13 protein-coding genes are annotated in these 12,932 nt (G+C 52.2%); all 13 read left to right on the top strand.

Translation table 11 applies throughout. The features are described from left to right. The first annotated feature begins 112 nt into the window (after positions 1-112). Positions 113-1,819: a flagellar basal-body MS-ring/collar protein FliF gene (fliF, locus tag DC28_RS02275; protein WP_037545330.1), complete on the top strand. Its 1,707-nt coding sequence runs from the start codon at positions 113-115 to the stop codon at positions 1,817-1,819. Positions 1,820-1,822: 3 nt separating this feature from the next. Then, a complete protein-coding gene (gene fliG / locus DC28_RS02280) occupies positions 1,823-2,881 on the top strand; it encodes a flagellar motor switch protein FliG (RefSeq protein ID WP_037545333.1) in 1,059 nt (352 codons plus the stop codon). Between the two features lie 54 nt (positions 2,882-2,935). After that, a complete protein-coding gene (gene fliH, locus DC28_RS02285) occupies positions 2,936-3,871 on the top strand; it encodes a flagellar assembly protein FliH (RefSeq protein ID WP_037545336.1) in 936 nt (311 codons plus the stop codon). 1 nt (position 3,872) lies between these two features. After that, entirely contained in the window at positions 3,873-5,216 is a 1,344-nt protein-coding gene (locus tag DC28_RS02290) for a FliI/YscN family ATPase (protein ID WP_037545339.1), read from the top strand. Between the two features lie 11 nt (positions 5,217-5,227). Continuing rightward, entirely contained in the window at positions 5,228-5,674 is a 447-nt protein-coding gene (gene fliJ, locus DC28_RS02295; protein ID WP_037545341.1) for a flagellar export protein FliJ, read from the top strand. Positions 5,675-5,701: 27 nt separating this feature from the next. After that, positions 5,702-6,325: a periplasmic-type flagellar collar protein FlbB gene (locus tag DC28_RS02300; protein WP_037545344.1), complete on the top strand. Its 624-nt coding sequence runs from the start codon at positions 5,702-5,704 to the stop codon at positions 6,323-6,325. A 43-nt stretch (positions 6,326-6,368) separates the two neighbouring features. Further along, positions 6,369-8,171 carry a flagellar hook-length control protein FliK gene (locus DC28_RS02305; RefSeq protein WP_156104540.1) on the top strand — a complete coding sequence of 601 codons (1,803 nt, stop codon included), beginning with the start codon at positions 6,369-6,371 and terminating at the stop codon, positions 8,169-8,171. Between the two features lie 13 nt (positions 8,172-8,184). Continuing rightward, a complete protein-coding gene (gene flgD, locus DC28_RS02310; protein WP_081941808.1) occupies positions 8,185-8,721 on the top strand; it encodes a flagellar hook assembly protein FlgD in 537 nt (178 codons plus the stop codon). Then, positions 8,718-10,163, top strand: coding sequence for a flagellar hook protein FlgE (gene flgE / locus DC28_RS02315; RefSeq protein WP_037545349.1), 1,446 nt, complete (start codon positions 8,718-8,720; stop codon positions 10,161-10,163). The genes flgD and flgE overlap by 4 nt, the downstream gene beginning before the upstream one ends. Before the next feature lie 26 nt (positions 10,164-10,189). Next, a complete protein-coding gene (locus tag DC28_RS02320) occupies positions 10,190-10,387 on the top strand; it encodes a flagellar FlbD family protein (RefSeq protein WP_037545351.1) in 198 nt (65 codons plus the stop codon). Positions 10,388-10,393: 6 nt separating this feature from the next. Beyond that, entirely contained in the window at positions 10,394-11,176 is a 783-nt protein-coding gene (locus tag DC28_RS02325) for a motility protein A (protein ID WP_037545353.1), read from the top strand. 9 nt (positions 11,177-11,185) lie between these two features. Beyond that, the gene (gene motB / locus DC28_RS02330) at positions 11,186-11,914 is read left to right on the top strand and encodes a flagellar motor protein MotB (RefSeq protein ID WP_037545356.1); all 729 of its coding nucleotides are present in this window, start codon (positions 11,186-11,188) and stop codon (positions 11,912-11,914) included. Between the two features lie 318 nt (positions 11,915-12,232). Beyond that, a complete protein-coding gene (locus tag DC28_RS02335) occupies positions 12,233-12,790 on the top strand; it encodes a flagellar basal body-associated FliL family protein (protein ID WP_037545358.1) in 558 nt (185 codons plus the stop codon). Positions 12,791-12,932 lie beyond the last annotated feature (142 nt).

Below are 12,932 nucleotides of genomic sequence, written 5' to 3' on the forward strand. Positions count from 1 at the left end.
GCTGGAACTTATTAGCCAAAGGTGGTTATTAGAAACGTAGAAACAAGAGGACAGATATAGGAATCAGTAGCCTGGTCTCTGGTTTTTCCGTTCAGTTCATAAGGGAGGGGATATGAACGAATGGTTCAAGAAGCTGGTTGATCGGATAAAACAGCAATGGGGTAAATGGAGCCTACTGCAGAAGGGCATACTCCTTGGTGTTGTTATTCTTTCCATAACCGGCTTAATACTACTCGTTACCTTTAACGCATCTCCGGCCGCCGTGCCCGTGCTTACCCGGCCGGTGACCGATGAGACATTACTCAATCGAATCAGTGCCCGTCTTGATCAGGAAGGCATCCGGTTTTCCGTTACCGAAGACGGTCGAGTGCAAGCACCGGATAACGCCACTGCCCAGGAGGCCCGGGCAATCCTTGTCCGGGAAGACCTCATTCCGGTAAATACCAATCCCTGGGAAATTTTTGACATTGAACGCTGGACCATCACAGACTTTGAACGGAATGTTAATCTGCGAAGAGCCATAACGGATCAGTTGACTCAGCACATCAAGTCCCTAGAGGATATTGATGGGGCTAATGTGAACCTGGTAATCCCCGAGGATTCTCTTTTTGCTGAGGATCAAGATCCGGTGACTGCATCGGTGATTATCGTTCCCAAACCCGGCTCAGACATCAAAGAGAATAGAAAAAAGATCGAAGGCATTGAAAAACTAATTCAATATGCGGTACCAGGCCTGCTGAAGGAGCATATCACCATCACCGATCAAACGGGACAGACCCTGAACGATTTTGTTGCGCTTCAAGACTTTGATCGGTTAGAGGTCAATCGGCGTGAGCTCGAAATTAAGCGGAACATCGAGAAGCAGTACATTCAGGCAATCAAGTCGGCTCTGGGCTCAATCTTTACCCAAGACAGGGTAGAGGTGCCCAACATAGACGTTGAGATTGATTATGGGAATCGAACCATCGAGCAGGAGGAGTTCTTTCCCGTTGTGGTAACCCCGGACAATCCCCGCACCCCTTTCGATGAGACCGAAACAGTCCTCTCTATAGAACGGGGGCGTCAGGAATTTTCCGAGGATTTTGAAGGCAATGGCTTTAATCCTCAGGGACCTCCGGGTACCGAGGGGCAAACCCCCCCGGCTTATAAAGACCTAGAGGGGCTTGTCGGCAGGTATTCCCGTGAAAGTACTACTATTAACAATGAGATAAACCGAAAGGTCACCAACGAGACGGGCAGCCCGAAGATAGAGCGTATTAGTGTAGCCGTGGCCTTGGACGGTGTCTGGGTGAAGCAGTACGATGATAACGGAAACCTTCAGATTAATCCTGATGGGAGCATTGCCCGGGAGTATGTACCCATCAGCTCGGAGCAGTTAACCTCGGCTCAACAGCTTGTTGAAAGCGCTGTTGGATTTTCCCAGAACCGGGGGGACCAGGTAACCGTACGGAATATTCAGTTTGACCGGACTGCAGAACATAGAGCAGAGGATGCAGAGATAGCCCGGGAGCGCCAGGTACAGACAGTTCTGCTCTGGGTAATGGTCGGTCTCGCGTCAATTTTAGTGATTTTCATTGTCTTTAGGCTCATCACCCGAGAAATTGAACGGCGCCGACGGCTGCGGGAGGAAGAGCTTGCCCGGCAGCATCAGGCCATGCGGGAAGCAGCCCTGCGGAGTGCGGAAGAAGAGAGTGCAGAGGTTGAGATGTCAGTTGAGGAACGGGCACGCCTTGAGATGCAGGAGAACGCGATCAATATGGCCAGAGAGCATCCTGAGGATGTTGCACAGCTGATTCGCACCTGGCTATTAGAGGAGTAAACCATGGCAAAAGCGTCCCATCAGGCTGGTACGAGTCCTGGAAGCCCTGGAAAACGAGGTAAACGTGAGCTGAACGGGCGACAGAAAGCGGCAGTTTTCTTGGTAACCCTGGGTTCAGAAATATCATCCGAGATTTTTAAACACCTTCGTGAGGATGAGATAGAGACTCTAACTTTTGAGATCGCCCGGTTAGAAACTATTGAGTCGGAAGAGCGGGATCAGGTTCTCCATGAGTTTCAAGAGCTCATGATGGCTCAGGATTTTATTACTACCGGTGGAATTGACTACGCCCGGGAGCTGTTAGAAAAAAGTCTTGGCTCCCAAAAGGCGGTGGATATTATTAACCGGCTTACATCATCACTACAGGTTCGGCCCTTCGACTTTATCCGCCGGACCGATCCTACTCACCTGTTGAACTTCATCCAACAGGAGCACCCCCAGACGATCGCCTTAATTCTGGCATACCTGGAGCCTGCAAAAGCCTCCATTATTCTGGGATCCCTGCCTCATGATATTCAGTCTGATGTGGCTAAGCGGATTGCAACCATGGATAGAACAAGTCCCGAGGTACTTCGGGAGGTTGAACGGGTTCTTGAGAAGAAGCTTTCAACCCTGTCCAGCGAGGACTATACGGCAGCCGGTGGCGTGGAAAGCATAGTAGAAATCCTGAACCTGGTAGACCGTTCAACCGAAAAGACCATCATTGAGTCTTTAGAAGAAGAAGACCCTGAACTTGCCGAAGATATTAAAAAGCGGATGTTCGTCTTCGAAGATATTGTTATGCTGGACGATCGTGCGATTCAGAAGGTGCTCCGGGAGGTAGACACCTCCGAATTAGCCAAGGCATTAAAGTCTGTGGACACCGAGGTTCAGGATAAGATTTTCAGGAATATGTCCAAGCGGGCAGCTACCCTTCTCAAGGAAGACATGGAATACATGGGGCCCATTCGGATGAAGGATGTAGAGGAAGCACAGCAGAAAATCGTGTCTATAATCCGGAAGCTGGAAGAGTCCGGAGAGATTGTTGTTGCCCGGGCGGGGGAAGACGAGCTGGTTGTTTAGCAGGAGAGGATTCTACCAAGGATGTTCCTTGCATAGTTTGAGAGGCGGAATAGTATGGCAAAAAACCTATTTAGGGGTGGAGAGGTAAAGTTTACCAATGAAAAGGTACATATCTCTCCTCCCGAAATAATGATCAGACAGCAACACCAGGCTCAACGACAAGCGGTTATCCGAGAGGCTGAAGCCTATGACGGACCTACTGCGGATGATCTGCGTAGGGAAGCCGAAGCGTTTAAAGAGCAGTGGGATGCCCAGCGGGAACGGCTAATTGAAGATGCCAAACAGGAAGCCCAGCGTATAATCCAGGAAGCTGAAGAACACGCCTTTGAGGAAGTTAAGAAAAAAAATGATAAAGCCCTGGCAATAAAGCAGGAAGCCGAGCAAGAGGCTGAAAAGATGCTCAATTCTGCGAAGGATGAGGCTACCCGGTTAGTGGATGAAGCTAATCGGGAGGCTGAAGATATCCGTGAAGCCGCAAAGAAAGAAGGGTATCAGATCGGGTTTTCCCAGGGATATGAAAAGGGCGAGGAAGAAGTCAACCGGGTGGTTGAGCGTGTGCATCTCATCCTTACTAAAGCTATCGACCGGCGCAACGAGATCATCGAAGAATCAGAAGGGCAGTTAATACAACTGGTGCTGCAAATCGCTAAAAAGGTTATCAAGGTTCTTTCAGAGAACCAAAAAAATATTGTAGTCAACAATATCGTTCAAGCCCTACGCAAACTAAAGAGTAAGGCGGATGTAATAATCCGTGTGAATCTCCTAGACCTTAAGACAACCACGGCCCATACCAAAGAACTGATTGCCAAGTTTGAACGTGTTTCGAGCATCACGGTGATGGAAGATTCTACGGTTGGTCCCGGCGGTTGCATAATTGAAACGGATTTTGGTCAAATAGACGCGAGAATTTCCAGTCAGCTCAGGGAAATTGAAGAAAAAATCTTGGAATTAACCCCAATCAGCGCCCAGAAAAAACCTGTAGGTACCTAGTATGCCGTTGTTCACAAAATACAACGAAGTCGTAGATGATATTGACCCCATTAAGTATGTAGGCCGGGTGGAACGAGTCCGGGGCCTTTTAATTGAGAGTTCCGGGCCTACTACCACGGTGGGAGAGCTCTGTCAGATTATTCTAGAAAAAAAGGGAACCAGTATTTGGGCGGAGGTGGTTGGGCTACACGGACATACCGTTCAGCTCATGCCGTTTTCAGATCTGGAAGGGGTTGAAATCGGTTCCCCTGTGGTGGGTACCGGGAATCCCCTGTCTGCCCCGGTGACCGAGAAACTCCTGGGCCGGGTTATTGATTCCATGGGACGTCCCATGGACGGCCTTGGAGAGTTAGGAAGTACCGAAAACTATCCCTGCACCAACATCCCTCCCTCAGCCCTGGATCGAAGCCCCATCCGCAATCAAATCGGTACCGGTATTCGTGCAATCGACGGGATGCTCCCTACAGGGAAGGGGCAGCGTTTGGGAATTTTCGCCGGCTCAGGGGTTGGGAAGTCTACTCTGCTCGGTATGATTGCCCGGAATACCAATGCTGATGTGAATGTTATTGCCCTTATAGGCGAGCGTGGTAGGGAGGTTCAGGAATTCATAGCCAACGACCTTGGGCCCGAGGGCTTGGCTCGGTCGGTTCTCATCGTGTCCACAGGTGATACCCCGCCCCTCAGCCGGTTACGCGGTGCTTACATGGCCACAGCGGTGGCAGAGTATTTTCGCGACCAGGGACAGGACGTCATGCTACTATTTGATTCAGTAACCCGATTCGCCCGGGCCCAGCGGGAAATAGGGTTATCCATCGGAGAAGCTCCTGCTACCCGGGGCTATCCACCATCGGTGTTTTCTACCCTTCCTCGGCTATTAGAGCGTTGCGGAACCAGCGACAAGGGAACCATTACGGGTTTTTATACGATCCTGGTGGATGGGGATGATATGGATGAGCCCATCGCAGATACCGTACGGGGTATCCTTGACGGGCATCTGGTGCTTAGCAGGAAGCTGGCCGAGGCCTACCATTACCCAGCCATTGATGTTCTGGGATCCATCAGCCGATTAACTCCGAAGATTACGAACCAAGACCAGCAAAAAGCCGCGGGAATCCTTCGACGGCATTTGGCGGTTTATCGCGATCATGAGGATCTTATTTCCATCGGTGCCTATTCCCGGGGGAGTAATCCCCAGGTGGATAATGCGATCGCGATCTATCCGGCTATTATGGAGTTCCTTCAACAGGGAATCGAGGAGCAGTCTGGACTGGATGAAACCTGGAACCGGCTGTTTGAGATAACCGGTATTTCGCCCCAGAGCCCGGCGACGGGTGAGAAAGAATAGGTGGCAGGACTATGAAGCGGTTTCATTTTTCCCTGGAGACTCTGCTTTCCATTCGTCAGCAACGGGAACAGGATGCACGCCTGGAACTCGCCGGGATTACCAGCGAGTGTAACCGCTTAGATGAGCAGCTTGGGGTTCTTGCCCGGGAGCGAACCGCCAGTGTTTCCCGGGGAAAAGATGATTTTAAGGAAGATATGATGCGGTGGTATGCCTACCGGGAACTCTATCTGCAGCGCCTAGATCGGCGGATAGAGGAGATTCAGGAAGACCGGGCGGCCCTGGAGCTGCGACGGGAAGATGCGGCAGCTGCATACCGGGAGGCGCATCGGGAGGCATTCGTCTTGGAGAAGCTACGAGAAAAACGATATGCTCTGTACCGCCGGGAATCGGCCAGGGAGGAGCAGCGTTCAATTGATGACATCGCCGGATCGCGGTATCATTCAGGAACTGATCTATGATGAGGATGGTGAAGATGGAGGACCAAGTTGGCAAAGTTTCCTAGAGCTCGGGCCTGGCCCCGGATACTCCTATACATAGCCCTGATTATTGTCCTTACCCTGGGTGGGATTGTGTGGTTTGATGTATTAGGCCTCATCGATGCCAGAGCCTTTTTCAGGCCCGTCCTGAGCCTGGTAGGCTTGGCCCCCCGGGCGACACCGGTCCCCCAAGAAAGCGAATTTCTCCTGGATTCTATGAGGATTCAAAAGCTGGACGAATCAGTCAATCTCCGCATAGCACAGCTGGAACAGAACAGGGAAGACCTCGCCCAGGAGCGGGAGGTATTCCAACAACAACTCTCGGAACTCGAAGAACGGGAAGAAGCTCAACAGGATAGAGAAAAATCATTTAATGATCGCCTCCAAGAGTACGACAATAGAAGAGCAAACCTGATCCGAATTTCTGAGGATCTTACCAGTATGCGTCCGGATGACGCCGTTGCCATATTAATCGGTTACGATGACCAGCTGCTTATAGATACCCTACGGGTAACCCAGGAGCTGGCTGATCAGGCCGGTGAATTATCCCTGGTTTCGGTGTGGTTGAGCCGGATGCCTCCCGACCGGGCCGCTGATATTCAGCGGAAGATGGCGATTAAACCGCCGAGTTAGGGAGCTGATAAGCACCTCGCAGGATCAGAAACCGGAGGTGCTTGTGCAGATACAATCCTGGGTCGAGCGTTTGGGGCCGACGCCCCGGCTCTATGAAGTAGAGCCCGTAACGACCCAAGAGACGCCATTTTCACGAATGTATCAGACTGAGGTAGAGTCCCAGAGGCATTCGAATCCCCCTGAAAACAAGAAACCAGACGACCCCCATGCACGGGACTCCCATGAACCGGATAGGCCGGCGGGAGCGGAGAAAGAACGCCGCGATACCGGAGCCGAGGGGGCAGGTAAACGGAAGGCTGGGGATACTGGGGCGCCCCGGTCTGCTCGGGCCGAAAACACGAACGCCAAGGGTGACGCTGCAGAGAAGCAGCCGGAGTCTGGGGACCGGGATGGTCTGCAAGCCGCCCGGAAGGTCCGGAAATCCTCCATGGGGCAAAGCGAGGGGGTTTCGGAAGGTCAGGAGGGCAAGCCCAGTGCCGGCAATGACGCAATGGATGGGGCTGGGACCCGGGGAAACCGGAAGACCGGTTCCATAATCCGTGATGAAGCCTCTCCGCCTAAGGTTAAAGCCCCAGGGTTGGAAGAAAAACTTGAGGCTAAGGCGGATTCGGATCTCCCACCGTCGGTTCGAAAACCGGATAACCATGGTTCCCAGATTTCCCCCTCGTCCCAAGTCTCCAAAAATGGGGGGAAGGCTCTCCCTGTGCCTGAAAGAGAATCTGGGCTCCAAGAAGATGCCGCCCGTTCCCAACAGGGGGTTACCCAGCCGGAGCAGATTCTGGCACACCAGGAAATGCCGCCATCCAGGATTTCCCAAAATACCAGGGGAGATGCTGGGTCAGTGACTCCCGATGCCTCCCGAGAACCAATTCAATCACATATCCTGCAAACCAAAAAGACCGATGCCCCGATTCAGCCCAAGGTCAGCGTTCTGGACCTGAGAACCGCCTCGGGACGGCTTAAAGCGCTCCGCCAGGAAATCCGGTTTGGAGCAGGGGTCGGTACCAATATGCGTTCCGGTATGTCTCCCTCATCCCCACGGTTACCCATGGAGACCCAGGGGATCGGAATGACCAGAGGGGGGCTCGGTCAGCTTGGTACACCGGTAATCCCGGGACAGCAGGCTGCTGTATCCTTTGAAGGCAATTTTGGAAGCCCTGTGGTACCCGAGGCTAATACCGGTGTCCTCGGTGAGAGTCTCATTCCCCTGAGAGGATGGATGTCCGCCGGGCAGGAGACGGTATTGAAGGGCCAACCCAAGAGCCCCATGGATCGGTTGTGGGGTAGGGGCATAAGCGAAGCTGCCCTGACTGATTCCAGTAGACAGGACTCTTCATTGTTGAGCCGGGAAGCCACGAGTCGTGAAAGGAGTGTTAACCAGGTGCAGCAGAGTGTGGTGCAGAATCAACCCGGGCATGCCGCACCAGGGACCCTAGGGACCAACATTGCGGATCCCGAGTCGGCGAAACAAGCCTTCACCTCCTATTTGCAGGGAGCAGGCGCCTACGATCTTGTGAGAAGCGCGAAATTCGTACTGAAGGATGACAACCGCGGAGAAATCAAACTCATCCTCAAGCCGGAAGAACTCGGAGAGGTAAAGATTTCCCTTTTTCTTACGGATAATCGTATAGAAGGTTCGGTTTCTGTCGAAAATGAAGGAGTACAGCAGGCATTTAGCCAGAGCATGGAATCCCTTCGCAAGGCTTTTGCTGAAAGCGGATTTGATGTACTGGGTTTTGATGTTGTGGTAGGTGACGCACCGGAGAAGAAGGGTGAAGAGCCTCGAATAGCACAGACGGGGAATACCCAAGAACCCTACACCATGCAGATAAATCTACAGGTATAGGGAGGAGAGAGGAATGACTGAAGTTAATCAGATAAACGGTACCAACTATGCTGCATTAGCCGAGACGCGGAAAACGGTAACAGTCCGGGGTAATGAGATCCCCAATACCCTGAGCGAGTCGGAACGGCAGTGGGCGGACCAGGCTGTCCGGGCGTCTAACATCGCCCTGCAGACCGATGGCAGGAAGATAAACCAGACCATGGGTAAGGATGATTTCATGAAAATCCTCATTACCCAGCTGCAGAACCAGGATCCTACTAAGCCCATGGAGGATAAGGAATTCATCGCCCAGATGGCTCAATTCAGTTCTCTTGAGCAGATGACCAATCTCAGCCAAAACTTTGAGCGGTTATCGGGAATGCTGACCTCCGGTCAGGCCTTGTCGGTCCTCGGCAAGGATGTGGAAATTGTCGTGGGCGAGCAGGTGGTGAACGGGACAGTAACCGAGATCACCAATGGATCCTATCCCCAGGTCTTGGTGGACGGAACCTATTACGATTTTAGCCAGATAGAACGGGTAAGGGAACAGCAAGGAGGAACTACACTATGATGCGATCACTGTATGCCGGTGTTTCAGGACTGCAAAATCATCAAACCCGGATGGATGTAATCGGTAACAACGTAGCAAACGTTAATACCACAGGGTTTAAGAAGGGACGGGTTAACTTCCAGGATTTGCTTTCCCAGACCCAGGCAGGGGCTGCGCGGCCCAATGAGCGGATCGGCGGGGTCAATCCGAAGCAGGTTGGTCTCGGTGTAAACATTGCCTCCATCGATACCATTCATACCCAGGGTTCCCTTCAGACCACCGGGGTTAAAACCGATGTCGCCATCCAGGGTGAAGGGTTTTTCATCTTCCGGGACGGGGATCAGAGCCTGTACTCCCGTGCGGGAGCCTTTTCCCTGGACGCCGAGGGAACCTTGGTTAATCCCTCCAATGGAATGCGTCTCCAGGGCTGGCAAGCCCAGACCGTGGACGGGCAGACCTTCGTTAACCCCAGCTCCGAGATCGGAGACTTACGGATTCCCATCGGAAGTAAGGATCCGGCCAAGGCCACCAGCGAGGTGTTTATTGCTAGTAACCTAAATAAGCTAACCCCGACAATTCCGGCGGATAACCCATCAGCCGAAGCCGTCCGGGCGGGAACATGGCAGACCAGCTATGAGATTTTTGATCCCTTCGGGGGAAATCTCCGTTTGGAAATAGACTATACCCGGGCACCGGAAGATCAGGGTGCAAATCTCTGGCAGGGCACCATGCGGCTGGTAGATCAGGATGGCAACGAGGTGCCTGCCCAGTTATCCGTGGGAGGAACCGCGAACGGCGACGGAGATAATACCTTCCTGATACAGTTTGATAACTTCGGAACCCTGGAAAGCCTCCAGAATGCAGCGGGCGGAATTGATAATGTTGACGATTTACAGATTCAGGTGCAGTTTCAGGTGCCGGAAACCGCAATTCCGGATGTAGTTGATCCCGAAGAGGTTAACCCGGCCTTTATCGGTGCCCCCGGCGATCCAATCACCCAGACATTCAATGTGAATCTCGGTGAGGTGGGAAGCTTCACGGACTCAACCACCCAGTTTGCCAGCGAGAGCAGTAACAAGATCAAACGTCAGGACGGCTATACCATGGGGTATCTCCAGGATTTTCGTATCGACCAGAGCGGAACGGTTACGGGAATCTTTTCCAACGGCACAAATCGGGCCTTGGGGCAGATCGCCCTAGCTAGCTTTGTAAATCCCGGGGGATTAGAGAAAGCAGGTGAAAACAATTACGTGGTTACCATCAACTCCGGCGAGGCGGACATTGGTCCCAGCGGTCAGGCTGGGAAGGGTAAGTTCATAGCTGGTGCGCTTGAGATGTCGAACGTGGATCTTGCTACGGAGTTTACGGACATGATCGTTACCCAACGCGGGTTCCAATCAAACTCCAAGACCATACAGACGAGCGACCAAATGCTCCAAGAACTGCTTACCCTCAAGCGATAATCTAGAATAAGGCCTGGAGGATAGCCGTGGTACCAGTGACAAAATTGAATGGTGTACTATACTATGTGAACCCGCACCAGATTGAATATATTGAGAGCAATCCCGATACAACCCTGGTCATGCTGTCGGGTAAACGGCTGATTGTGAAAGAAAGCTACGAAGATATTTTTCAGCGCATAGTAGACTACCGCAGGCTTATCGGAGCCTTTAAAAACGAGGAGTAATCTTACATGGATCTGGGAACAGTCGTTGGAATGATAGTCGGTTTTGGCATGGTGGTATTCGGTATCTTTACCGGTGGGGTAGGTATCGGATACTACATTGATCCGGGCTCTGTTCTCATTGTAGTCGGCGGTTCTATCGGGTCCATGCTTATTTCTGCACCCCTGTCCCGAACCCTCGGCCTGGGACGTTACTTCGGCATTCTTCTAAACACCCCAAATTACCAGGAGGCCAAGGTCATAAACGATCTTGTCGCCTTTGCCGAACGGGCACGCCGGGAAGGTCTGCTTGCCTTGGAGGACAACCTGGAAGAGGTTGAAGATGAGTTTATGCGGAAGGGGATTCAGCTGGTGGTGGACGGGACAGACCCCGAGATTATCAAAAACATTCTGTATACCGAGCTGAATCAGATAGATGAACGCCACCAGGACGGCATTGAGTATTTCGGGAACTGGGGCTCCCTTGCCCCGGCATTCGGGATGATCGGAACCCTTATCGGACTCATTGCCATGCTGGCAAACCTAGAAGACCAGGCGGGCATTGCACAGGGTATGGCTACGGCCCTGATAACAACCCTGTACGGATCCATGATGGCGAATATATTCCTCCTGCCCTTCAGGAACAAACTCACCGACCGAAATAAGTACGAGATGAGGCAGAAGGAGATTGTTATTGAAGGGATTCTTTCCATTCAGAGCGGGGACAACCCCCGTATTCTCCTTGAAAAACTGTTAAGCTTCCTTCCTCCTGGCGAACGAGAGCCCATCAAGGCCGAATCCAGTCAGGCATAGGAGTGACCCATGGCTGAGCGTAAAAAGAAACAAAAATGCCCCGAAGGGGTGCCTGAATACATGCTTACCTACGGGGACATGGTTACCCTGTTATTGACCTTCTTTGTAATGATGTTCACCACTGCCACGGTGGACGGATACAAGCTTCAGCTTATTCTTGCAGCCTTCCAGGGGCTGGGTAATTTTGACGGCGGTAATACCCTGGCTGAAGGCAGGCTGGCTGAATTGGGCAACAATATAGAGAGTTTACCCAGTTTGCAAGCAGGGCGGAGTCTTGCCCAAGCACGGCGGCTGGCCGTCAGTCTTTTTGAACCCGAGGTAAAGGCGAATAAGGTTCGGATTACCGAGGATGAACGAGGACTGGTAATCTCTCTGGCCTCCGACGCCTTCTTTGATACCGCCAGCGCCCAGGTTAAAATAGAACAGACCCGGGATGTTCTGATAAAACTAGCCCAGCTCCTGAATAGTCCCGGGGTGGGAAACCGGCTGTTCAGAATTGAAGGCCATACCGATGACGAGCCCACCGACCCCAATGGACCCTGGCCTACAAACTGGCATCTGGGAATGGCCCGGGCATTAAACACCATGCTCTACCTCACGGAATTCGGAGCCCCGGAACCGCGCTTTCAGGTGATGACCTTCGGTGAATTCCGGCCCCTGGTTTCCAACCAAACCCCCGAGGGAATGGCGTACAACCGCCGGGTAGATGTAATCATTCTGACCGAGGGTAACCTCTGAGTACCCCTCTATCGGGCGGGCCTTACAACCTTTTGCGCACTACCCAAACGATTGGAACAATTCTGACGGCCACCCTACCCTGGGGCCGGATTCCGCCCCACCCTGGGATGCTCGAGGTCGTTACACCGTTGTACTCACCACCTCATCCTCCCCGCAGGAAGAAGCCGATTGGAGGAATCATCCAATCGTCACTATCTGTTTGAGGATGACAGGTATTTTCCGGTCAGCCGAGAAATTCCAAATTCCTCACTTGTCTTTTTATTGAATCTGCCGATATTCTTACTGTAACCCTGATCGGGATAATGGGAGGAGTTAGTCATGTCTGATGATTTTTTGGAAGGTGATGATGATGTCCTTTCCGCGGAAGGTGCTGGAGGGAAGGATGCAAAACAGAAGGTTGGCTTTCTTCCTGCGATAGTTATCCAGGTACTTAAGTGGGGCGCCATCATTCTGGGACTTATTATCCTGGTGGTAACCATCGTCATAGTCACTCTGAACATCCTCGGGGCAACCGGGCCTGGACAGGCGCGAACAGATATTACCGAGGATTACCAGCAGGATCTGCCGGTGTATTCCTACCATGCCTTGGATGAGCTGCGGGGAATCACCAGCGACGAGGTGCGTAGGACCTATGTCGTAGAGGTGCAGATTGGGTATGACGAGGGTGATGATGCCACACTGAACGAGATCCTGAAGCGTAAGGTACCCATGACGGATATTCTCTTAGGCTGGTTCAGCGAACAGACAGCCGCGTACCTACTAAATAACTCGAACCGCGAAGAAATCCGCAACAAGGTCAAGGCTCTGCTGAATCGAATACTCACCAGAGATATCAGGGAAGTGCGGTTTACGAAATTCCAAGTTTTGGAATTCTAGGGTAATGGTGATTCGAATGCTGCTGTTCTCAACCATCCTGGGTGGTGACGGGTGGACGACCCGCTATCCTTGCGGGGGTAGAGCTTCGCTTGAAAAACCACGGTAGGTGTGCAAAACTTAGGACTGAATATGAAAAGGGGAA

This window comes from Spirochaeta lutea, assembly GCF_000758165.1.
Lineage (GTDB): Bacteria > Spirochaetota > Spirochaetia > DSM-27196 > Salinispiraceae > Spirochaeta_D > Spirochaeta_D lutea.